The organism is Aquirufa antheringensis, assembly GCF_004307425.1.
GTDB classification, from domain to species: domain Bacteria; phylum Bacteroidota; class Bacteroidia; order Cytophagales; family Spirosomataceae; genus Aquirufa; species Aquirufa antheringensis.
Genome location: NZ_SEWZ01000005.1, coordinates 12,401 through 34,464, shown reverse-complemented (window position 1 = coordinate 34,464; position 22,064 = coordinate 12,401). Strand labels below are relative to the sequence as shown.

Genomic DNA, 22,064 nt, shown 5'->3' with positions numbered 1-22,064 from the left:
TTAGCGACGGTTGTCGTTGTTCTCAAAAATACTCAAATAACTCAAATAGCGACTGTGCGCAATATCTCCCGCCTCAAAAGCCTTTAAAACGGCACAAGACGGTTCCGAAATATGCAGGCAATTGTTGAATTTGCATTCGCCTATTAGCGCACGCATTTCGGGGAAATAATGCGATAATTCTTCTTTCTCGATCTCCATCACGCCTAATTCATTGATGCCTGGGCTATCGATTAAATAGGTCTCTGGCCCCAATTCCCACATCGTGGAATAGGTGGTGGTGTGGACGCCTTTTTGGGCAAAATCAGAAATCTCCTTCACTTTAATGTTCAAATGGGGAGATACCAAGTTCAATAAACTAGATTTTCCAACGCCTGAATGGCCTGCTAAAAGCGACACCTTTCCGGCAAACATCGCCTTGAATTCATCGACGCCTTGGCTGCGCGGAATAGACGTAAACAGAATGCCATAGCCTAATTCCTGGTAGAGGGCGGCGTATTCAAAGATTTGGTCTTCTTCCTGTTCATTCAATAAATCCATCTTGTTGAACACGATGGTGACAGGGATTCGAAAAGCTTCAGCAGTGACTAAAAAACGATCTAAAAACCCCAAAGAAGTCTTAGGGGATTTCAAGGTCATCACGAAGATGGCTTGATCCACATTCGCGGCCATTAATTGGCCCTGACCTGTTTTATGAACGGATTTCCGGATGATATAATTCGTGCGAGGGATGATTTCTTCGATGACTACTGTCTCGTTTGCCTCGTCTTCCACCGCATAAATGACGCGATCTCCCACCGTAACAGGATTTGAGGTTTTAGGTCCTTTTAGCTTAAATTTACCTTTTAAACGTCCTTTAAATACCTTACCTGACTCGGAACGAATTTCGTACCAAGAACCGGTTGAACGCATAATTAAGCCTTTACTTCCTTCCATCGATTGCTAAATTACGCACAAATTGATTGATTCTTTCCGTTGCCCCTGCTTGTAATTGAACGAAAGCTCGAGATTGCACTTGTTTATTGACAAAAACATCGTCCACATCGTATATCACACGCATCGCCTGATCTAATTCCTCAGTACTGGCAATCGGAAAAGCTAGTCCTAATTCGATCAGGTCTCTGGCTTCCTTGAATTTGGAATAATTTTTATTACCAAAGAAGACCGTCGGTCCAAAAACCGCCGCCTCCAAGGTATTGTGCAAACCATCCCCAAAAGCACCTCCAATGTAAGCAAAAGAAGCCCCTCGGTATAGATTTGCTAAGCGACCCACCTCGTTCACAAAAAGAACATCGGCCTTTTCGCGCGCAGGACCTTGGGAATAAGCTACCGGCAATTCAATCTGTTCTTCCCAAGATTTCAATTCCTCCGAATGAATTTCGTGCGGCGCAATGACCCATTTAAAAGGGTACTTCTTTGAATTGATGAGGGGAATCAACACCTCCATATCGGCCTGCCACGCAGAACCCACCACCATAAACTCTTGATTGTCTAAAAAAGATGTCAATAAATCCCAGGATACGGGATTCCGAAGCGTATCCAGCACCCTGTCAAATCGCGTATCACCCGCCACAGTAACATTCTCTCGTTGCAGCAAATCAGCTGATGCTTGATCTTGAACGAAAAGGTGCGTAAAACAATCCAATAAGCGACGGTAAAAACCGCCATACCACGTAAAAAACACCTGATTAGCTCTAAAAATCGCCGATACTAGGATCGTAGGAACTCCCCGCTTCTTTAAACCCGTCAGGTAATAATGCCAAAACTCATACTTCACAAACACCGCCAACGAAGGCTTCACTAAATCCAAGAAACGCGCACTATTGAAGTAGCCATCCAAAGGCAAATAACTCACATAATCCGCTCCAACATAGTTTTTTCGCACTTCATAACCAGAGGGCGAGAAGAAGGTCACTAAAATAAAATGGTCAGGATTCTCCTTTTTATAGGCTTCAATGATAGGTCTTCCCTGCTCAAATTCACCCATCGAAGCAGTGTGAAACCAAGCCACGGGCTTTTCATTCATTTTGAAATGTGGCTCGAGACCTGCCCAAACCTGATTTTGGCCCTCATTCATCAACGCAGCTTTGGTTTGAAAAAAAGCGGCGAATCGAATCAGTCCCCGATATAAAAACAAGACAAAAGAATAGAGGCAAACCCTCATTTTTTACTAAATTTGATGTTGAATCTTTAAAATTACGAAAAAGGCAGGTGAATATGAATTGGATACCCTTGACTGACGAGAAACAACTGGCGGAAATTGTAGAAACATCACAGGAGAAACCGGTCGTTATTTTCAAACACAGTACGCGTTGCTCGATCTCTTCAACTGCGTTAAATCGCTTTGAAAGAGCCTGGGATTCTGAAAATACACCCGCCTATTATTTGGATTTAATCGCCTACAGACCTATTTCAGGTCAAATTGCGGAACAATTCACTGTTGAACACCAATCTCCTCAAGTGTTAGTGATTGATAAAGGCGCTTGCCCTTATTCTGCTACGCATTGGGACATTTCGGTGGACGAAATTAAACCATACTTGAATGCCTAGATTTTTTTTCTTGTGGGTGATTTTAGGGGTACCATTATTCATGATGGGCCAAAGAAAATCAGCAACACCCCAGAAAAAAGAATCGCAAGCGCAATCTTCGTCCTGGGGATTTGGCGTTAATACCAATACCAACTCAGGTATTTTAGGTGGATTTAGTTTTTTAAAAACATTCAAAAATCGCTCTTTCGTGAATTTTGACTTAACCAATACGAAGGATTACCGCGAATTCGATTCCCCTTATTCGTATAATGGCAAGACCTATGTAGAAGGAAAATTAAATTACCTACTTAATTTCAGGCCTGAATACGGCCGCCAATGGGGATTATTAAAACAATCGTCTGATGGAGGAACGAGTTTAAATGGTCGAATCGCCACAGGGCCTACCATTGGCATTCAAAAACCCTATTTTGTTGATATAGTTTACACGGACGCAGGAGGTAAAACTTTGAGTACATCTGTACCTATGGCAAAAGCCCTAGATAACAGCTATAATAAGTCCATTATCAGTGGCGAAGGCAGTTTCTTTTCTGGCTTATCTGAGGCCAAATTTATTCCAGGCTGGCACCTAAAAACAGCTTTAGAGTTTAAATTTGAAACCTTAAAACAAAATTACCTGTCCTTAGAAACCGGCTTTATAGTGGACTATTTTAGTCAACCGGTTGAAATTTTAAACCAAACGACCCCTCGCTCTGTTTATACGACGGGTTATGTGACCTTTTTCTTTGGAAAAAGTAAATAGAAAAAAGATGATTGAATTACCTCAAGTAAGTCCTGCTGCAAATTCTCGTAAACCAGATTGGTTACGTGTTAAATTGCCTATTGGTGAAAAATATACGAACGTTCGCAAGATTGTAGATGAATACAAATTGCACACGATTTGCCAATCCGGCAATTGCCCTAATATGGGAGAATGCTGGGGCGAGGGAACAGCCACATTCATGATTTTAGGAAATGTGTGCACGCGTTCCTGCACCTTTTGCGCCGTAGCCACTGGCCGTCCAAACGAATACGATGAGGACGAACCGCGCCGCGTAGCCGATGCCATAAAATTAATGCAGGTAAAGCACGCCGTAATCACCTCAGTGAACCGCGACGAATTGAAAGATAAAGGAGCAGAAATTTGGTACCAAACCGTTAGAGCGGTGAAAGAAACCACTCCAGCGACGACCATCGAAACCTTGATTCCAGACGTGAAAGCGAACTGGGATGCCTTGATTCGCATGATCGAAGGCGGACAAGAAGTCGTTTCTCATAATATGGAGACGGTGGAACGTTTATACCGTTACGTTCGCCCACAAGCTAAATATGTGCGTAGTTTAGAGCAAATCAAGCGGACCAAAGAGTTCGGCAAACGCAATAAATCTGGTATCATGCTAGGTCTAGGCGAAACCCAAGACGAGGTATTAAAAGCAATGGATGATTTAGTAGAGAACGGGCTGGATGTCTTGACTTTGGGACAATATTTACAACCCACGAAAATGCACCACGAGGTCATCGAGTGGATCCACCCAGACACTTTTGCGATGTACAAAGAGGAAGGTTTGAAACGTGGGCTTGCTTACGTAGAATCAGGAGCCCTAGTTCGTTCGAGTTACCACGCGGAAAAGCACATCTAGTTTATGCAATTACCCGGCCCAGCCTATCGAGAATACGATTACATCCTGGCGGGAGGGGGAATGGCCGGTCTATCTTTTGCTTATTATTTGGTCCAAAGTAGTCTCAGCAACAAGCAAATCTTGATCATTGATCGGGGCGTTCGAAACGAACAAACCTTTTGTTATTGGAGCTCAGATTCAACCGATTTCGATTTTCTAGCCGAAAAATCCTGGGATTCTCTCTATTTCCATAGCGCCAGACCATCGTCATTGAAGATTTCGATCGAGCCGTATACTTATCACAAGATTAACGGTCATGCGTGGTTTTCGCACATAGAAGAGGAACTCGCAAAACACCCTAACATCCACTACTTGCAGGCTGAAATTGAATCGATCAGCTACCAAGGAGTTGGATCTTGTGTTAGCACCTCAGAGGGCGTCTTTTATGCTTCCGAGAAAATCATCGATAGCTTTAGCCCATTCCCTTGCGATAACGCTAATCCCAAACACCTCAAGCAACATTTTTTAGGCTGGGTGGTCGAATGCAATTTTAATAACTTCGAAACGGATGCGGCGCACTTATTTGACTTCCGTGTGGCTTTTGGTAAGGAATGTGAGTTTATGTATGTACTTCCTACCAGCCCTCGCAAAGCCTTATTTGAATACACTTTTTTCTCTGGCACCTTACGAGAGCCTGATTATTACCGTGACAAAATCAAATCCTATCTTTTCGCTTATTACGGACTGACAGCCGATGATTATTTGTTAAAGGAAGAAGAAAGTGGCGTGATCCCCATGCGAAATAATCCGAATAAACCGGCCAATTTATATGAAAAACACCTTAAAATTGGTACAAGCGGTGGCTTCGTAAAATCCACAACCGGCTATAGCTTTTACCGAACCCAAAAATTCTGCAAAGACCTCGTAGCAGCGCTTGAAAAAGGTCCATCTGCCACACTTGTTATTCGCGTTAGTCCTTGGAAGATTTGGCTAGATGAAGTCTTTCTGCAAGTTCTCATCGACCAAAAAATAGCCGGCTCTAAAGTCTTTGAAAGCCTTTTTTACAATAATAAACCTGGGCTCCTGTTGAAGTTTTTACAAGAAGAAACCTCCTGGAAGGAAGACCTTCGCTTGATGTGGTCTGTACCTACTTTACCTTTTGTAAGAGCCGCACTGAAAACTATTTACCGGTCAAAAATTAAATGAATGGAACTTGCGGGTTCCTTGGAATAATCGTATTTTTGCCCTGATTTTAATCTCAAAACAAATAATATTCGCCCATGGCTTATCTATTCACCTCTGAATCGGTTTCTGAAGGACACCCAGATAAAGTAGCTGATCAAATCTCTGATGCGTTAATTGACCATTTCATGGCCTTTGACCCCACTTCTAAAGTAGCTTGCGAAACCCTGGTAACCACAGGTCAAGTCGTGTTAGCTGGAGAGGTGAACACAACGACGTATTTAGACGTGCAAGCCATCACTCGTGAAGTCATTCGCAAGATTGGTTATACGAAGTCAGAATATATGTTTGAGGCAAACTCTTGCGGTATTTTATCAGCGATTCACGAGCAATCAGCCGATATCAACCAAGGTGTTGATCGCAAGAACCCAGAAGAGCAAGGTGCGGGTGACCAAGGAATGATGTTCGGTTTCGCTACGAAAGAGACTGACAACTATATGCCTTTGGCCCTAGACTTAGCCCACAAAATCTTACAAGAACTTTCAGCTATCCGCAATAACGAGCCATCGTTAATTGGATACCTTCGTCCTGATGCAAAATCTCAGGTAACAATCGAATACAGTGATAATCACGTGCCTCAACGCATCGACACGATCGTTGTTTCCACTCAGCACGATGATTTCGCGTCAGAAGCAGAAATGTTAGCGAAAATCAACAAGGACATCGTTGAAATCGTTATCCCTCGCGTGAAGGCTAAATTGAAGCCTGAATTGCAAGCTTTATTCAACGATGCGATTACGTATCATATTAACCCAACAGGTAAATTCGTGATCGGTGGTCCACACGGAGATACGGGTTTAACAGGCCGCAAGATCATCGTAGATACCTATGGTGGAAAAGGTGCTCACGGTGGTGGTGCCTTCTCTGGAAAGGATCCGTCCAAAGTAGACCGTTCAGCTGCCTATGCAACACGTCATATCGCGAAAAACTTAGTCGCTGCTGGTTTATGTGACCAAGTATTAGTACAAGTTTCTTATGCGATTGGTGTAGCTAAACCTTGCGGTTTATTCATCGATACTTACGGAACAGCGAAAGTTGAAATGACAGACGGCGAAATCGCACGTAAAGTAGAAGCTATCTTCGATATGCGTCCTTACTTCATCGAGCAACGCTTGAAATTACGTAACCCGATCTATTCTGAGACGGCAGCTTACGGACACATGGGACGTAAGAATGAAATCGTTACAAAAGAATTCACTGGTCCTAACGGCCAAAAAGTAAGCAAAGAAGTGGAATTATTCACTTGGGAAAAATTAGACTACGTAGATGCGGTTAAGTCTGCATTCGGAATCTAATCTTGATTACCTTGATATGAAAAAAGGCGACCTTCGGTCGCCTTTTTTAGTTTAGAGCTTTATTTTTTTTAAAATTCCTCGCTCTCCAAATCTTCTGCTCGAAGCGCCTTTACGGAATTGTTTTTCGATTTAAATCGCTTAATCTGCTCTGCGATGGCATTCAACGCCAGGTCTAATGCCTCTTCGAATGATTTCGCTGTTTCTTTCACAAATAACACCGCCCCGGGAACTGTGATCTTAATTTCTAACATTTTCTCCTTTACCTTTCCTAGACTTTTCGCCACTTTCAGGAACACCTCACCCCCGGTTATTCGGTCATAAAAGGTATCTAACTTGTTTAACTTTTCTTGAATGCTTTCTACCAATTTGCGGTCCGCAGTAAAGTGGATCGCGTGAACTTGCACTTTCATAAGCTTAAAATTTAATGGTGAAACACGCTTTGGGAATCTTAGCAAAGCTGACAGAAAAAAGAACGTTTTAGATTCGTTATAAACGTATTGTATTTTTCAGGTGATGTCAAGTTTTTAACAGAATTTATTTGAGCGAGGCTCAAATAAATTCTGTTAAAAAGTCGCAGCTTCGCTGCCTAGTCGCCTGCGGCCTAGTCGCGACTGTGTCGCTTAGTCAGTGGGTAGTGGGCAGTGGGCGTAATCAGTAGACAGTAATCAGTAGACACTAGTCAGTAGTTAGTAAATGAGGCCGGAGGCCGCACCACTATACCATCGCCGCAGGCGATACCACCATTTACCATTCACCACTTACCATTCACCATCTCTACTCTATACTCTATTCTCTCTACTCTAAACCACTATACCATCGCCACAGGCGATTCCACATTTGAACTTTGAACTTTGCTCTTTGAAATTTGCCAGAGGCGATTCCACCATTTACCATTCACCACTTACCATTCACCATCTTTACTCACCCATCTCTACTCTAGATACTTCAACCTCACCAACCTCACCCCCACCCCATTCCTTCTCATAAAATCGTGCCAAAAATGCTGAATAGCCGATAAATGGTCATTCGGAGACTTCACTTCGACGAAGGCAAATTCCTCTCCTTTTTGGATAAATAAATCAGGGAAGCCCTTGACGTGTGTGCCTAAATGTTCCCATAAGTATTGAGCTATTGCGGCCAACCCATCCGGAGGCATCACTTGCAAAAACCGCTCCATCAGATCGAAATCGAGGGAATACCAATCTACTAAGGGATTCATAGCCCCATGATTTGCCTCAGCACGGGAGCGTAAAAGAGCTAATAAACTGACCCGATCCCCTAATAAATGCAACGGCAATTCACCCGCAAAACTTTCTTTTCCATAATGACTCGGAGCCCATTGAAAAGGGTGGTGAAAGCCCTCTTTTCGGTCGGCAAAAATCAAATCCCAAGCGAAAAGACCGAGGAAATTACGCCAAATCTGATTCTCTGTAAAAGCCGCATAATAGCCCTCTGCCTGAAAATGGGCAACCACTCCTGCTTCCACTTGACCAATGTATTCCGGCGATATTTCAATCAATTCAGCCTGCTTGAGCGAGGCAGTTACCTGTTTGATGGATTTTTTAGAGGCTTGTTTGGCCAAAAAATCTTCGAAAAAATGAATCTCCGTGGGCGACACGCACAGCTCTAATCCCACACGAGCCCAAGCAATGGCTTCCTCTAACTCCCCCATTTTCTGCAAAACACGCACACGCCGCTCTAAAGAAGCACCCGTTAAGGAAACCTCATATACTTCCAAAGCCTCTAAATAAGCCTTTTCGCGCTCTAACAAACGACCTAAAGCGTAACAGGTCTTTTCAAATGCACGAACCGATGGCTCTAACAAGGAAGAAGCTAAGGGCAACATATGCACTCGCCAGGAAGCCAGCACCTCATCTGCACTTACGATGGTCGTATAAAACCATTCCCTCCACATCGAAATGGCCCATTTTTGTTCCGCTTCTTCTCTGGTTTGAAAATAGGGTTTTAAGTCTTCTTCCTGTACTTCCACAAAGGCACGGTGCCCTAAATCACGCACCACGAAGTCTGTTAAATCCCGAGATCGCGTCCCAAAAAACAAGAACTGAATGAACGCAAACACCTCCACTCTCGCGGGTGCAACCACACCAGAAGAAAATGCAGTGATTAAGTCAGAGGATGAAACGAGTGCCGCAGCCTCTTCTTTAGAGGCAGAACTAGGAATTTTGATGTCTTGTTTTTTGGCCAAAGTAACACATTCCTGCTTCGTAAAAATCGATTCTATTCCTTCGGAAACATCGGTTAGCAAACCGGACCTGCGCAAAACACGCAGCGGAGTCGCTAAATCTCCTATTTCTGGATATTTCAATTTCTCTATCCGAAAACAGGCCGACCGACGCGACGCTAAACGCAAATACAGGCACTGCGCGGCGAAAGTCAGTTCAGAAAAATCTTTTAAAAATGCTATTTCCTTTTCCTGTAAAAGGGGCAGATAATGCCGATCGATATAACGCAGAATGTAGCTAAAATGATCCCAATAATAGGTTGCAGACAATTCTACCTCATTTTTTCGATCATTCGTCATTATTGTTTATCTTTGTCTACCTTTTTAGGGGATTATCCTTTTATTCATAAATCAAAACAAAAATATGCAAACTGTTGCTAATTTCAATTTTGCTGGTAAAAAAGCGCTAGTACGTGTTGATTTCAACGTTCCATTGAATGAGCGTTTCGAAATTACAGATGATACCCGAATCAAGGCGACGATTCCTACGATCCAAAAGATTTTGAAAGACGGCGGATCGGTTGTGTTAATGTCTCACCTAGGTCGTCCGAAAGATGGTCCTACTGAAAAATATTCGTTGAAACACTTGGTGACACCTTTGTCATTGGTTTTTGGCGTGAAAGTAAAATTTGCCACTGATTGCATCTCAGATGAGGCTGTTGAATTAGCGAACGGTTTACAAGCAGGCGAAATCTTGCTTCTAGAAAACCTTCGTTTCTACAAAGAAGAAGAAAAAGGAGATGTTGATTTTGCGCAAAAACTAGCTCGTTTGGGCAACGTTTGGGTTAATGACGCATTTGGAACGGCGCACCGTGCGCACGCTTCTACTGCGGTAATTGGTCAATTCTTCTCAGATAAAGTGAGTGGATACGTGATGCAAGCGGAATTAGATAACGCACAAAAGATCCTTGAATACTCTGAGCGTCCGTTTACGGCGATTATGGGTGGATCGAAAATCTCTGATAAAATCTTGATTATCGAACGTCTGTTGGACAAAGTAGACAACTTGATTATCGGCGGTGGTATGACTTACACTTTCTCTTTAGCAGAAGGCGGAAAGATTGGTAAATCGATCTGTGAGCCTGATAAAGTGGAATTGGCGAAACAATTAATCGAAAAAGCGAAGGCTAAAGGTGTGAATTTAATCATGCCTTTAGACAACGTTTGTGCAGATGATTTCAATAACAACGCAAATCGTCAAACAGTAGAACGCGGTGAGATTCCTGATGGTTGGGAAGGTTTAGATATCGGCCCTAAGTCGATCGCTTTATTCCAAGAAACGATCGCGAAATCAAAAACAATTCTTTGGAACGGTCCAATGGGCGTATTTGAGTTCTCAAACTTCGCTATCGGAACTAACGCAATTGCGGATGCTGTCGTGAAAGCAACGGAAGAAAATGGAGCATTCTCTCTTATCGGAGGTGGCGATTCAGCTTCTGCAGTTAATAACGCAGGTTATGGAGATCGCGTTAGCTACGTTTCTACGGGTGGTGGCGCTTTATTAGAATACATGGAAGGTAAAACTTTACCAGGTGTGGCTGCTTTAGAAGCTTAGAAAACACCGGAATTTCAGATAAAATTGCAGAAGGCGAGGAAACATTCCTCGCCTTTTTGTATTTTAGTACTTTGACCCTTGCCTTTTCATGATTCAGCATAAAAACCCTGCCCATCTGCGTGCCAGCTTCTTGAGTTTAGATAGTCGCCAGATTTATGAGCCTTCTAAAACTGCCTTTTTTGCAGTAAACGGGCTACACCACGATGGGCATCAATATGTAGAATCGCTGTATGCTAAAGGCGTTCGGGAATTTATTGTCGAAGAATCTGCATGGCACGGCCCAATCGCAGAAAAGGCTGCTAACTGGGAGCAAACGAACATTTATGTCGTTGAAAACAGCATCGCTACCTTGCAAGAAATAGCCCAGCAACACCGGGCCCAATTTCAATATCCTGTCATCGGCATAACGGGTTCAAATGGTAAAACCATTTGCAAAGAATGGCTGGCGACACTTTGCAATCATGCGTTTACTGTAGTTAAAAGTCCTAAGAGTTTTAATTCCCAAATTGGTGTTCCCCTCTCCCTCTGGGCGATGCAGGAGAAGCACAACTTGGGCATTTTCGAAGCGGGTATTTCTCAAAAAGGGGAAATGGACAAAATCGAAGCGATGCTGAAGCCGGACTATGGTATTTTTACGCATTTTGGTGAGGCACACGGCTCTAATTTCAGCTCAGATGAAGAGAAGCTAAGAGAAAAACTGCAACTCTTTAAAAGAGCGAAAAAACTCGTCTATCGTGTCACCAATCTGCAAGATGATCCCATCAAGCAAATAATGCAGGAAATTAATCCTTCGTGTGAATTGATTGGATGGAATACGATTAGCCCAGATAAAGGTTTGTTCACTTTTTGGCAAACAAAAGGTAAAACAGCCCAAATCAAAGTGATCAAAGCCGCTCAAAGCGAAACCTTCATCGATAGTTCCATCGACTTTAACGATGAAGCATCACTCGAAAACAGCACCCATTGCCTCATTATGGCCTCTATTTTAGGCCTCAATCGCGATACATTAAGCCTAAAAGCACGGGTATTAAAACCCGTATCAATGCGCTTAGAAATGAAAGAAGGCTTGCGTGGAAATACCTTAATTGATGATTCCTATAACAATGACCTGGATGGACTTCGCCTCGCTTTACCTCTCTTAAAGAAAAACAAACACAAGAAAAGTGTCTTAATCCTCAGTGATTTCCTCGAAACAGGCATCCCTGAAAAGGAATTATATACCACCATTGCGGCCTTAGTTCGTCACCAAAAAATTGATCGAATGATCGGAATAGGTGACCAAATAATCCGCAATAAAACCAATTTTGATCAAATAGATGTATTTCACAGTACAGAAGACCTTATTGCTTCTGGACTACTTAATACCATCAACACGAGCCAAATTTTACTAAAAGGCGCGCGTAAATACAACTTCGAAAAACTCGTTCATAACTTAGAAAATAAGACCCATCGAACGCAATTAGAGGTGAACCTGGATGCCTTACAGCATAATCTAGCTTATTTTAAAAAGGACATCGGACCAAAAACTAAATTAATGGTGATGGTCAAAGCCTTTGCCTACGGCACCGGCGCCATCGAAATTGCCACCTTACTCCAAAACAGCGGCGTAGATTACCTCACCGTAGCTTACACAGACGAAGGCGTTTACTTACGTAAACACGGCATTTTCGTACCTATTATGGTGATGAATCCGCAAATAGAAGAATTCGATAAGCTAACCGATAATGGATTAGAACCCGAAATCTATAGCTTAGACCTACTCAAAGCCATCGACGAATATGGAATGCAACAAGGCAAAAACATCAAAATCCATATCAAATTAGATACAGGGATGAAACGCCTTGGCTTTGAAGCATCTGAAATCGCTGAATTAAGCCAAAATTTAGCTCAAATGCCCCATTTATGGGTGGCCAGCATCTTAAGCCATTTAGCGGCAGCAGATAGCCCACAACACACAGATTTTACAGAAGAACAAATAAAAAGATTCAATTCGGCAGCATCCAAAATCGAATCAAGCCTCGGTTATCAAACAATCAAACATATTGCAAACTCCGCTGCCATCCAAAGTTACCCCTCAGCACGACTAGATATGGTCCGCTTGGGCATCAGTTTGTATGGAATTACGGGTAATCCAAACGTAAAAAACAAGATCGAGAACGTATTAACCTTAAAAACGTCTATTTCTCAGATCAAAAACATCGCCCCAGAAGAGACAATTGGCTACGGAAGACGTGGTAAATTAGCCGGTTCTGGACGCATTGCTACCCTGGCCATTGGCTATGCGGATGGCTATTCTAGAGCCCTGGGAATGGGCAAAGGAAGCTTCGAAATAAAGGGTCATTTATGCCCCACCGTTGGCTCCATTTGCATGGACATGTGCATGGTCGATATTAGCCAATTCCCCGACATTTCAGTCGAAGATACCGCCATAGCCTTTGGAGGGAAAATACAATTATACGAATTAGCGAAACAAGCAGAAACTATCCCTTACGAACTGATGACAAATATCAGTGAACGTGTGAAGAGGGTTTATGTGACACAGTAGGCAGTAGACAGTAATCAGTATCCAGTAGACAGTCCGGAGGGAAAGAGTCCGAAGGAGTGCGCCCATTCACCATCCACCATCCATCATCTACCATCCTCCATTCACCATCTCTTATCTCTACTCTATAATCTCTAATCTTATTAATTAGCTATATTGCTATGCACACTATTACTACTTTACAATATCGCTAATTACTAATTGTTTATTCGGCTAACTATTTAGTGCGGCTGCTAAATAGCTTATCAATAACCTGATTTGGAGATATCCATTCTATATATTAACTTAGCTAAATATCAAATAATAGCATGGCTGTAGAGAACATAGCAAAAGCTTTAGGGGATGAGTCCAGAAGGAAAATCATCGAACTATTAAAGGAAGGAGAACTTCCTGCTACCGCTATATTTGATCAATTTGAGTACGCCGCCCCTACTATCTCCAGGCATTTATCTGTTTTAAAAGATGCAGGCTTAGTCAGTACACGCAGAAATGGAGTCTTTATTTACTACTCTTTAGAGAAGGATGCGCTGCGTCAATTAGACGAATGGCTCTCCCCTTTCCTACCGAAAGCAAAGGCCGCACCGAAAGAAAAATCGAATCAAGTACCTAAAATTCCGAAAGAAAACCCTTTCGATAAATTTCAGTCTGAATTCTAAAATATAAAAATAATACAATTTATAATGAAGCGATTTGTGTTCATCATTCGAGGTCCAGTAGCCGGAATTTCCAGCGAATCTAGCTTAGCATCGGAGGCAGAATTAGACCAAATTCGCACCTGGTTAAAGGGCTTAAAATCGACTTATTCGGACATGCTTTTCCAAAAATTTTCAGGTGAATTACAGGCGCTAAATCAGAGCGGAAAATTAGACAGCCGACTGATCCAACAAATTGATGGAGGAGAAATTTCTCAGATCGTCACGCTGATTTTGCCAGGCTTAGAAGTGGCCGAAGAAATCGCAGCGAGTTTCCCCTTCCCTAACGAGTTTTATAGTCTCGAATTGAGAGAAATGGCTTAAACCCCTATCCTATTCAACAAAAAAGGCCCATACGTAATGTATAGGCCTTTTTTATGCATTCGCGACGAGAATCGCGTATTTTTTCTCTCCTTATAGATTGATCTCGCCTACCATATTCTCAGGCTTTACCCAAGCATCAAACTCTTCGGCAGTTAAATAACCTAATGAAATCGCTGTTTCCTTAAGTGTAGAGCCATTTTTATGAGCAGTTTGCGCAATCTCCGCTGCTTTATAGTATCCGATCTTCGTATTTAGGGCAGTTACTAACATCAAAGAGTTATTCACGTGCTTCTTAATGTTATCGTGTAGCGGTTCGATACCTACCGCACATTTATCATTAAATGCGACACACACATCGCCAATTAAACGAGCTGAATGTAAGAAATTATAAATCATCACTGGTTTAAAAACGTTCAGCTCGAAATGGCCATTTGAACCACCAATTCCAATGGCTACGTCATTACCCATCACCTGCGCCGCAACCATCGTCATCGCCTCGCATTGCGTTGGATTCACCTTACCAGGCATAATAGAAGAACCAGGCTCGTTATCAGGAATATAAATCTCACCAATACCCGAACGAGGACCAGATGAAAGCATACGAACATCGTTACCAATCTTCATTAAACTCACTGCAACCGTCTTTAAAGCTCCGTGAGCCTCTACAATTGCATCGTGTGCGGCTAAGGCCTCAAACTTGTTCTCCGCTGTGACAAAAGGCAATCCTGTCAATGTAGCAATGTGCTTCGCTACGTTTTCTGAATAGCCTTTAGGCGTATTAATACCCGTTCCTACCGCTGTACCCCCCAAGGCAAGCTCAGAAAGGTGTGCAAGGCTATTGTTGATGGCACGTAAACCGTGATCTAACTGGGATACATAACCAGAAAACTCTTGACCTAAAGTTAAAGGAGTCGCATCCATAAAGTGCGTACGACCAATTTTAACCACGTTTTTAAAGGCCTTTGCTTTGGCAGCCAAGGTATCTCTCAACTTCGTAATACCTGGAATCGTTACCTCCACTAGAGATTGATAGGCAGCGATGTGCATCGCCGTAGGGAACGTATCATTCGACGATTGAGACTTATTAACATCGTCATTCGGGTGTACAAATTTTTGCTCATCAAGCAAATTTCCACCTTGTAAAACGTGAGCGCGGTAAGCGATCACCTCATTGCAATTCATATTGGATTGAGTACCTGAACCTGTTTGCCAAACCACTAAAGGGAACTGGTCTGCCCATTGTCCACCTAGGATTTCGTCACAAACTTGACCAATTAAGTTCTTCTTAGCCTCGTCTAAGACGCCAGCCTCGAAGTTCGTGATGGCCGCCGCTTTCTTTAGGTATGCAAAGGCTCTAATGATCTCCTTTGGCATTTTATTAATATCCTGAGCAATCGGGAAATTCTCAATCGAACGTTGCGTTTGAGCACCCCAATAAACGTGAGCAGGCACTTGCACCTTACCCATAGTATCTTTTTCAATTCTATACTCCATACGATGTTTTGTATTAAATTTGTCTTAGTCCACAAAAATACCACCAAAATCAATAAGATGCTTATAATTTACGGAATTCCTGCCTGCAATACGATGAAAAAAGCGTTTGACTATTTAAACGAAAAAGGGATTCCCTTTGCCTTCCACAATTACAAGAAAAGTGGCATCGAAGCTTCCCAATTGCGCTATTTCATCGAGCAATTAGGCGAAGAAACAGTGTTAAACAAGCAGGGAAGCACCTATCGTCAATTAAGTGACGCAGAAAAGACAAATCTGAATGTATTTACCTTTTTACAAGAAAAAACATCTGCCATCAAGCGACCGATTTTCGTCTTGAATGACAGATGTTTTGCTGGGTTCAAACCCGAAGAATTAGATACTTGGCTAACTACTTAATTATCCTTTATAAAAGAGCCATTTGGCCATCTCTTTTACGGTGATTTTCTTCCCGTACATTAAGATTCCCACCCGGTAAATACGGGCTGAAATCCAGCTGCAACCTAAGAAACCTACCACTAACAAGATCATAGAGGTGGCTAATTCCCACATCGGAACACCATAAGGTAAGCGCACCATCATATTAATAGGTGATGTAAAGGGAATCATAGAGGCCCAAAATGCCATCGGGCTATCTGGATCTTGCAAGGTAAACTGCGCCATAATGAAAGCAAGAATTATGGGAAGCATGACAATAAAAGTGAATTGCTGGGCCTCTGCAGCACTTTCAACCGCGCTTCCAATGGCCGCAAATAACGAACTGTAAAGTAAATAACCGAACAAGAAATAGAACAAAAATCCGCCTACCATGAGTGGAATATTGGTGCTTTCGATCACCTTCGTTACCTCGGCCATCGGCGAAGCATCCTCTATTTTCTTCGCCACTTCAGGGTCTCCTTTTTTGATTTGTTCCACCTTCTGTTGCATTGGGTTAGCACTATAGAATTTCGAGGCCACTTGGGATAAACCAATAGTTAATACAATCCACAATAAAAACTGTGTCAAACCTACCATCCCTACACCTAAAATCTTCCCTAACATTAGCTGATAAGGCTTTATGGAGGATATGATTACCTCAATTATCCGACTACTTTTCTCCTCAATCACCCCATTCATCACCTGAGATCCGTATAATAATAAGGTCACGTAAAGCAACATACCCATCACTCCCGCTAAAATCATCGCACCTCCAGAGGAAGAGCTTGTTTCATCCCCTTTCTCTGAAACAGTAATAGTCTCGCTACTTACTTCTATTTGGGTCTTTTCATACACCTCAGACGCTATACCAGCGTCCTTCATTAAAATGGCGCGTACCTTTTTCTCAATAACACGCTCGATCGAAGACTTCAACGGTAGACTTAAATTCTTCTCTGAATAAATCTTAATATCTTTTGAATGGGTCAAAAGATCCTTAGGTAAATGAACAAAAGCGGCATACCCCTCTTTGGTAAAAGAACTCTTCAAATCAGAAACAGGCTTTTTCACGAGCTTGAATTCGACTTCCTTGTCTACTAAGTCACTCATTTGAAACAAACCACTCTCGTCTAAAATTTCGATTCGCTTCACCTCTTTATCTTGCGTCGCTAACCAAATGGGAACTGCATAAATTGCCGTAATTAAAATGGGCCCTAACAAAGAGGCAACCCAGAAGGATTTCTTTTGAATGCGGGTCAAATACTCCCGCTGAATCACTAATAATATCTTGTTCATCGCTTATTTCGTTTCGGCTACTACTTGAATAAAAATGTCATTAAACGAGGGAATCACCTCTTTGAATTCAAACAAATCGACCTGCTTGATCAAAGCTGCAATAGCTTTATTTGTTTGATTAGGCTCCGTTAACTTAATAACGGCCTTATTCTTTTCAGGTGTAATGGATATAATATCAAAAGCCTTTGATTCCTCTAATTCTCCTGAATAACTCACCTCGAATGCGTGCTGCTTAAAGCGGTTCCTGACCTCCTCTTTTTCGCCCGTTAAAACGACTTGAGAATGATTAATCAGCGCAATACTATCACATAATTCCTCCACAGATTCCATGCGATGCGTCGAGAACAAAATAGTTGTACCACGTTCCTTTAAGGCCAAAATCTCATCTTTCAGCATATTCGCATTAATGGGATCAAAACCCGAAAAGGGTTCGTCTAGAATCAACAATTTCGGCTCGTGCACGACCGTCGCAATGAACTGGGTCTTTTGCTGCATACCTTTGGACAAATTATCCACAGGCTTGTACCACCAATCCTTTATATCCAACCGAATGAACCAATCCTTCAATCTACTCTGCGCCTCAGCCTTAGAAAGACCTTTTAATTGCGCTAAATACATCAGCTGATCACCTACCTTCATTTTCTTATATAAACCGCGCTCTTCGGGCAGATAACCGATTTGCTCCACATGTTTAGGCTGCAAAAGTTCGCCATCAAACAATACGTGTCCCTCGTCTGGTGCAGTAATCTGATTAATGATGCGTATGAGTGAGGTTTTGCCGGCTCCATTGGGCCCTAAAAGACCAAATATTTGGCCCTTTGGAATTTCCAAACTGACACCGGCTAGGGCTGTGTGATCCGCATAGCGTTTCACCACCTGTTGAATTGATAAGATCATAGAGTAAAATTAACTAGACGAATTTAAACAAAAAAAGCGTTCAAATCCCGGCAAAAGGATGAACGCAAAATAAACAGGATAAGTGAAATTAAGCGATGATTTTGGATACAAAATCCCAAATAACGACCCCCATACTCACCGATACATTTAAGGAATGTTTCGTACCAAACTGAGGGATTTCTAAGCTAAAGTCAGCCTCTTGAATCCATTCATCATTTACCCCAAAAACCTCGTTTCCGAACACAAAAGCATATTTTTGATCTTTTGCTGGCTCGAATTTTTCTAACGAAACAGAACCCTGCACCTGTTCTACACAAACGATTTGGTATCCCGCTGCGCGCAAAGCCTGGCGACTAGAAGCACCATTCTCAAAATAGACCCAGTCCACTGATTCATCTGCTCCCAAGGCTGTTTTTGAAATCTCCCGATGTGGGGGTTGTGCTGTGATTCCGCACAAATGAATGGCAGCACACTTAAAGGCATCTCCTGTCCGAAAGGCAGAGCCAATGTTATTCATACTCCTTATGTCATCTAAAACGATCACATAAGGGAACTTTTCCGTGCTTTTATAAGTGGATACGTCGAGCCTATTCAGCTCATCCATTGACAATTTCTTAGACATACTAGTTTAGGCAATCCAAGAGAAAGGATACGCTAATTCTGGCACCTTAACTCGATCTGCTAATTTTTCTAAACGGGCTGGCAAATTGGCTACGTAATCACGCGCCTTCTCAGCTGATTCATTCAGACCGGTCATATTTTCAATATTCCAGTCACTGATTAAACCCCTCATGATGGTCACATAATCGTTCGTCGTATACACGCCTAAACGCTGAGCCGCATCTGAGAAATGTTCGAATAAAGAGCTCTTCGCACCATTGATCTCCCGCAAGAAATGAGCGGGCATCACAATCTTCTTTTTCATCATATCCGCAAAGGCAAGCATCATTTCATTCGGATCTAGTGTAAAGATTTCCGAAACGAAAGCACGGTATGCCTTGTGGTGACGTAACTCATCTGCGGCGATTTGCGCACACATACGAGATAAAAGAGAGTTGCCGTGTTGCTTGGCTAAAGAAGCTGTGCGACGGTGAGAAATGTTGGTTGCTAATTCTTGAAACGAAGTATACACAAAATTGCGATACGGATCCGCGGAAGTTCCGATATCAAATCCATCTGCAATTAAGTATTGAGTGGAAACGGCTACCGCTTTCATATCCACCTTTCCAGATAAATAAAGATACGTGCCTAATAAATTTCCATGACGGTTTTCTTCAGCGGTCCAGTTGCGAATCCACCGCGTCCAGCCATCGTTTTGGTCTACCTGATTAACAGTATCCATCGCTAACAACCAAGATTCATAGGTAGGCAAAGCTTCTTCCGTAATGGTATCACCTACTAAAACAGCCCAATAATCATAAGGCAATTCATTCGCTGCTTCTTGCAGAGCTTTCACATCCGAAAAGAAAGAATCCTTCGTGGAATCTGGCAACATGTCTGCTGGCTGCCAATTGGTCTCGATCGGGACTAAATAGTCCTTCACATAGGAGTCCATGTTTTTGGCCAATTCAGTCATGACCTCTAAGCGTGTGTGAAATTGCGACATTCGTTTCTTGGTTAAAATTTTAGCATTCGAAGATAGTAAAAAATCCCTATTTAACCTCCCAAATACGTAATTCCTTTATCCGGAGTTCACCTCCCAAAGACACTAAACGAACTGTTTCTTTTTTCTTAGGAAAACGCAAAGAGCTGATAGCCACTAACCCGTCTTGAGCTAACAATTCGATGGTAGAACGATCCACTACGAGTTGCATTACTTTATCCTCCCCAGCCAGGAAGGGAGCTGATTGTATTACATCAAAACCTGGGGCTGGAATTTCGCCGCTCAATCGTCGATCGATGAACCAATCTTGACTCTTCTCATCGAAACCTATACGGGTCAATTCTGGATTCTGCTTTGCCTCGTCCCCTAGTTCTATGCCCCATTGTTTCGCATTGGCAGCATCTACTTTTAGCTCTATGACATAGGTCTTACTTTGAAGAAATTTCATTCCTGATAAGGTCTTACTGCCTTTAAGGACCAAATTTTTCGCTTCAAAACTAGGTTTCATCTTCGTCAAATCAGGCTTCAACACCTGCTTTAATTTCAATCCTTGTGATGTACGCACTAATGAAAGTGTTCTAGCTAAGGACATTTGTCCTTTCCAAGGGAAGGTCGGCTGTTCTTTAGCATAGGACCAACTTAACATCCAACCTAACCAAAACGTTTCTGTATTCGCCGTATTATAAAATGGAATCGCCGCATAAAAATCTCGACCATAATCCACATAGTTTACCTGCTCTTTAGGTGCATCGTTTGTAAAAGTTTTACCATCAAAATCCCCTACAAAATACTGCATGCCCACCGCTTTCTTGTAGGGACCTTGGCTAGATAAAGCTAAGACCCACTTTTTCTCTTTCGAATTTTCCACCGGTAATTCTAGCAAAGAAGGGCATTCCCAGATCATGTCCACATCACCTTGCGGACCGAATTCGCTCAACAAACTCCAGTGAATCAAATCTTTCGATCCGTAAAACTGAGCTGTATATTCCCAAGGTTTAACTACCGTCATCACAAACTGCTTTGATGGCGCATGGTAGATGATATTCGGGTCTCTAAAATCCTTTAGATTGATGCTTAACACAGGGTTTTGGGCATATTTCGTCCAAGTTAAACCTTCATCGTTCGAAAAGGCCAAATGCTGTTCTTGCAACGTATTCGGATAATCTGCCGTATAAATGGCAATCAATAAAGGTTTTGACGGATCACCTAAACCCGAAACATGGTCTTTATCATAGACCACACAGCCGGAGAAGATATATTCTTTGCCATGTGGAATGGCTAACGGCAATTCCTCCCAGTGCAATAAATCCTTACTTTTTGCATGTCCCCAACTCATGTTTCCCCATTCGTTACCTTGTGGGTTATGCTGGAAAAACAGGTGGTAATTCCCGTTGATACAGATCAACCCATTCGGGTCATTGGTCCAATTTTTCTTAGGGCTAAAATGAATGGCAGGACGCCATTGTTCAGTCGATTGTTGTGCTAACGTATTAAACGCTAGAAGCGTTAAAATGAATAAAGTTGATTTTATTTTCATCAATTTGGAGATAATAAGCATTTTTAAATTGAGGATTAAACCAATCCCCTAGATTGTAATAAGTCGCCCCCGAAGGCAGCGGAAGAGCAATGGGATGATGTCTATGACCAAAAACAAAGGCCTCTATCGATGTATTCGATGCAGCCGTCTCGCGCACATAGGATAAAATGTAATCCGTGTTTGGATCAAAAGCTTGCTCGCCTTTCGTCATCGTACTTTCCTTACGAGTAGATGACCAAAAATTAGCCAGACTAATCCCAACATTTGGATGCAAGAATCCAAAAAGCCATTGCGCTATTCGATTTGTGAATACGTTCTTCAAAATCTTGTATCCCGTGTCTCCTGGGCCTAAGCCATCTCCGTGACCAACATGCAACTGAAAAGAAGCTTTCGAAGAGCTGATCTTTACATCACGAGGTTCTCGGTAGATCTTAGCCCCTAATTCCTTCTCCAGATAATCCCACATCCACAAATCATGGTTACCCACAAAAATATGAAGGGTAATTCCTTGGTCAGCTATAGCTGAGAGCTTACCTAGAAAGCGAACAAAACCACGCGGAACTGCTGTTTTATATTCAAACCAAAAATCAAATAAATCACCCAACAGAAATAAATCCTGGGCATCTGACTGCACCTGATCTAACCAAGAAACCAAGGCTTTCTCCCGCTCTCTAGATGTCTTTTCATCCGGAAAACCTAAATGAAAATCAGAGGCGAAATATACTTTTTTCCCGGATGTCAGATTAATGTGAATCATATCAAAAAAATGGGGCGATTGTTAGGCGCCCCAAT

At 42.4% G+C, this 22,064-nt stretch carries 21 protein-coding genes; 10 read left to right on the top strand and 11 right to left on the bottom strand.

Annotation, left to right across the window (positions count from 1 at the left end; translation table 11 throughout):
• A complete protein-coding gene (rsgA, locus tag EWU21_RS10850) occupies window positions 1-933 on the bottom strand; it encodes a ribosome small subunit-dependent GTPase A (RefSeq protein ID WP_130896989.1) in 933 nt (310 codons plus the stop codon).
• Complete coding sequence (locus EWU21_RS10845) at window positions 920-2,161, bottom strand: 3-deoxy-D-manno-octulosonic acid transferase (RefSeq protein ID WP_130896988.1); 1,242 nt, start codon at window positions 2,159-2,161, stop codon at window positions 920-922. The genes rsgA and EWU21_RS10845 overlap by 14 nt, the downstream gene beginning before the upstream one ends.
• 53 nt (window positions 2,162-2,214) lie before the next feature.
• Between EWU21_RS10845 and ytxJ the strand changes: the two genes are divergently transcribed.
• The 5 genes from ytxJ to metK all read left to right on the top strand — a co-directional run bounded on the left by ytxJ (window position 2,215) and on the right by metK (window position 6,679).
• Window positions 2,215-2,547: a bacillithiol system redox-active protein YtxJ gene (gene ytxJ, locus EWU21_RS10840; RefSeq protein WP_130896987.1), complete on the top strand. Its 333-nt coding sequence runs from the start codon at window positions 2,215-2,217 to the stop codon at window positions 2,545-2,547.
• On the top strand, window positions 2,540-3,286 hold the full coding sequence (locus EWU21_RS10835) for a hypothetical protein (RefSeq protein WP_130896986.1): 747 nt from the start codon (window positions 2,540-2,542) through the stop codon (window positions 3,284-3,286). The genes ytxJ and EWU21_RS10835 overlap by 8 nt, the downstream gene beginning before the upstream one ends.
• 7 nt (window positions 3,287-3,293) lie before the next feature.
• Complete coding sequence (gene lipA, locus EWU21_RS10830; RefSeq protein WP_130896985.1) at window positions 3,294-4,163, top strand: lipoyl synthase; 870 nt, start codon at window positions 3,294-3,296, stop codon at window positions 4,161-4,163.
• A 3-nt stretch (window positions 4,164-4,166) separates the two neighbouring features.
• The gene (locus EWU21_RS10825; protein WP_130896984.1) at window positions 4,167-5,348 is read left to right on the top strand and encodes a lycopene cyclase family protein; all 1,182 of its coding nucleotides are present in this window, start codon (window positions 4,167-4,169) and stop codon (window positions 5,346-5,348) included.
• Between the two features lie 74 nt (window positions 5,349-5,422).
• Window positions 5,423-6,679: a methionine adenosyltransferase gene (gene metK / locus EWU21_RS10820; RefSeq protein ID WP_130896983.1), complete on the top strand. Its 1,257-nt coding sequence runs from the start codon at window positions 5,423-5,425 to the stop codon at window positions 6,677-6,679.
• A 68-nt stretch (window positions 6,680-6,747) separates the two neighbouring features.
• Here the strand turns inward: metK and EWU21_RS10815 are convergent, their stop codons facing one another.
• Both EWU21_RS10815 and EWU21_RS10810 read right to left on the bottom strand, forming a co-directional pair.
• Complete coding sequence (locus tag EWU21_RS10815; RefSeq protein WP_130896982.1) at window positions 6,748-7,089, bottom strand: HPF/RaiA family ribosome-associated protein; 342 nt, start codon at window positions 7,087-7,089, stop codon at window positions 6,748-6,750.
• Between the two features lie 521 nt (window positions 7,090-7,610).
• Entirely contained in the window at window positions 7,611-9,221 is a 1,611-nt protein-coding gene (locus EWU21_RS10810) for a VRR-NUC domain-containing protein (protein ID WP_130896981.1), read from the bottom strand.
• 64 nt (window positions 9,222-9,285) lie between these two features.
• On the opposite strand from EWU21_RS10810, the gene EWU21_RS10805 reads away from it, so the two are divergent.
• The 4 genes from EWU21_RS10805 to EWU21_RS10790 all read left to right on the top strand — a co-directional run bounded on the left by EWU21_RS10805 (window position 9,286) and on the right by EWU21_RS10790 (window position 14,034).
• On the top strand, window positions 9,286-10,476 hold the full coding sequence (locus EWU21_RS10805) for a phosphoglycerate kinase (protein ID WP_130896980.1): 1,191 nt from the start codon (window positions 9,286-9,288) through the stop codon (window positions 10,474-10,476).
• A gap of 88 nt (window positions 10,477-10,564) precedes the next feature.
• Entirely contained in the window at window positions 10,565-13,021 is a 2,457-nt protein-coding gene (locus tag EWU21_RS10800; RefSeq protein WP_130896979.1) for a bifunctional UDP-N-acetylmuramoyl-tripeptide:D-alanyl-D-alanine ligase/alanine racemase, read from the top strand.
• Between the two features lie 305 nt (window positions 13,022-13,326).
• Window positions 13,327-13,674, top strand: a complete 348-nt coding sequence (locus EWU21_RS10795) for an ArsR/SmtB family transcription factor (RefSeq protein ID WP_130896978.1) — start codon at window positions 13,327-13,329, stop codon at window positions 13,672-13,674.
• 24 nt (window positions 13,675-13,698) lie between these two features.
• Window positions 13,699-14,034: a hypothetical protein gene (locus EWU21_RS10790; protein WP_130896977.1), complete on the top strand. Its 336-nt coding sequence runs from the start codon at window positions 13,699-13,701 to the stop codon at window positions 14,032-14,034.
• A 90-nt stretch (window positions 14,035-14,124) separates the two neighbouring features.
• On the opposite strand, the gene fumC is transcribed toward EWU21_RS10790, so the two are convergent.
• Window positions 14,125-15,528 carry a class II fumarate hydratase gene (gene fumC / locus EWU21_RS10785; protein WP_130896976.1) on the bottom strand — a complete coding sequence of 468 codons (1,404 nt, stop codon included), beginning with the start codon at window positions 15,526-15,528 and terminating at the stop codon, window positions 14,125-14,127.
• 57 nt (window positions 15,529-15,585) lie between these two features.
• Between fumC and EWU21_RS10780 the strand changes: the two genes are divergently transcribed.
• Complete coding sequence (locus tag EWU21_RS10780; RefSeq protein ID WP_130896975.1) at window positions 15,586-15,924, top strand: Spx/MgsR family RNA polymerase-binding regulatory protein; 339 nt, start codon at window positions 15,586-15,588, stop codon at window positions 15,922-15,924.
• On the opposite strand, the gene EWU21_RS10775 is transcribed toward EWU21_RS10780, so the two are convergent.
• The 6 genes from EWU21_RS10775 to EWU21_RS10750 form a co-directional block, all read right to left on the bottom strand.
• Window positions 15,925-17,235 carry an ABC transporter permease gene (locus EWU21_RS10775; RefSeq protein WP_130896974.1) on the bottom strand — a complete coding sequence of 437 codons (1,311 nt, stop codon included), beginning with the start codon at window positions 17,233-17,235 and terminating at the stop codon, window positions 15,925-15,927.
• Between the two features lie 3 nt (window positions 17,236-17,238).
• Window positions 17,239-18,132: an ABC transporter ATP-binding protein gene (locus EWU21_RS10770; RefSeq protein ID WP_130896973.1), complete on the bottom strand. Its 894-nt coding sequence runs from the start codon at window positions 18,130-18,132 to the stop codon at window positions 17,239-17,241.
• Window positions 18,133-18,220: 88 nt separating this feature from the next.
• Complete coding sequence (locus EWU21_RS10765; protein WP_236633221.1) at window positions 18,221-18,754, bottom strand: TrmH family RNA methyltransferase; 534 nt, start codon at window positions 18,752-18,754, stop codon at window positions 18,221-18,223.
• Between the two features lie 6 nt (window positions 18,755-18,760).
• Window positions 18,761-19,738, bottom strand: a complete 978-nt coding sequence (locus EWU21_RS10760; RefSeq protein WP_236633220.1) for an acyl-ACP desaturase — start codon at window positions 19,736-19,738, stop codon at window positions 18,761-18,763.
• A gap of 46 nt (window positions 19,739-19,784) precedes the next feature.
• The gene (locus EWU21_RS10755) at window positions 19,785-21,272 is read right to left on the bottom strand and encodes a glycoside hydrolase family 32 protein (RefSeq protein ID WP_161566507.1); all 1,488 of its coding nucleotides are present in this window, start codon (window positions 21,270-21,272) and stop codon (window positions 19,785-19,787) included.
• The gene (locus tag EWU21_RS10750) at window positions 21,226-22,029 is read right to left on the bottom strand and encodes a UDP-2,3-diacylglucosamine diphosphatase (RefSeq protein WP_130896971.1); all 804 of its coding nucleotides are present in this window, start codon (window positions 22,027-22,029) and stop codon (window positions 21,226-21,228) included. The genes EWU21_RS10755 and EWU21_RS10750 overlap by 47 nt, the downstream gene beginning before the upstream one ends.
• Window positions 22,030-22,064: the final 35 nt, after the last annotated feature.

Coding starts and splice junctions, on each gene's coding strand:
- rsgA (WP_130896989.1), bottom strand. CDS start 933: ATGGAAGGAAGTAAAGGCTTAATTATGCGTTCAACCGGTTCTTGGTAC.
- EWU21_RS10845 (WP_130896988.1), bottom strand. CDS start 2,161: ATGAGGGTTTGCCTCTATTCTTTTGTCTTGTTTTTATATCGGGGACTG.
- ytxJ (WP_130896987.1), top strand. CDS start 2,215: ATGAATTGGATACCCTTGACTGACGAGAAACAACTGGCGGAAATTGTA.
- EWU21_RS10835 (WP_130896986.1), top strand. CDS start 2,540: ATGCCTAGATTTTTTTTCTTGTGGGTGATTTTAGGGGTACCATTATTC.
- lipA (WP_130896985.1), top strand. CDS start 3,294: ATGATTGAATTACCTCAAGTAAGTCCTGCTGCAAATTCTCGTAAACCA.
- EWU21_RS10825 (WP_130896984.1), top strand. CDS start 4,167: ATGCAATTACCCGGCCCAGCCTATCGAGAATACGATTACATCCTGGCG.
- metK (WP_130896983.1), top strand. CDS start 5,423: ATGGCTTATCTATTCACCTCTGAATCGGTTTCTGAAGGACACCCAGAT.
- EWU21_RS10815 (WP_130896982.1), bottom strand. CDS start 7,089: ATGAAAGTGCAAGTTCACGCGATCCACTTTACTGCGGACCGCAAATTG.
- EWU21_RS10810 (WP_130896981.1), bottom strand. CDS start 9,221: ATGACGAATGATCGAAAAAATGAGGTAGAATTGTCTGCAACCTATTAT.
- EWU21_RS10805 (WP_130896980.1), top strand. CDS start 9,286: ATGCAAACTGTTGCTAATTTCAATTTTGCTGGTAAAAAAGCGCTAGTA.
- EWU21_RS10800 (WP_130896979.1), top strand. CDS start 10,565: ATGATTCAGCATAAAAACCCTGCCCATCTGCGTGCCAGCTTCTTGAGT.
- EWU21_RS10795 (WP_130896978.1), top strand. CDS start 13,327: ATGGCTGTAGAGAACATAGCAAAAGCTTTAGGGGATGAGTCCAGAAGG.
- EWU21_RS10790 (WP_130896977.1), top strand. CDS start 13,699: ATGAAGCGATTTGTGTTCATCATTCGAGGTCCAGTAGCCGGAATTTCC.
- fumC (WP_130896976.1), bottom strand. CDS start 15,528: ATGGAGTATAGAATTGAAAAAGATACTATGGGTAAGGTGCAAGTGCCT.
- EWU21_RS10780 (WP_130896975.1), top strand. CDS start 15,586: ATGCTTATAATTTACGGAATTCCTGCCTGCAATACGATGAAAAAAGCG.
- EWU21_RS10775 (WP_130896974.1), bottom strand. CDS start 17,235: ATGAACAAGATATTATTAGTGATTCAGCGGGAGTATTTGACCCGCATT.
- EWU21_RS10770 (WP_130896973.1), bottom strand. CDS start 18,132: ATGATCTTATCAATTCAACAGGTGGTGAAACGCTATGCGGATCACACA.
- EWU21_RS10765 (WP_236633221.1), bottom strand. CDS start 18,754: ATGTCTAAGAAATTGTCAATGGATGAGCTGAATAGGCTCGACGTATCC.
- EWU21_RS10760 (WP_236633220.1), bottom strand. CDS start 19,738: ATGTCGCAATTTCACACACGCTTAGAGGTCATGACTGAATTGGCCAAA.
- EWU21_RS10755 (WP_161566507.1), bottom strand. CDS start 21,272: ATGAAAATAAAATCAACTTTATTCATTTTAACGCTTCTAGCGTTTAAT.
- EWU21_RS10750 (WP_130896971.1), bottom strand. CDS start 22,029: ATGATTCACATTAATCTGACATCCGGGAAAAAAGTATATTTCGCCTCT.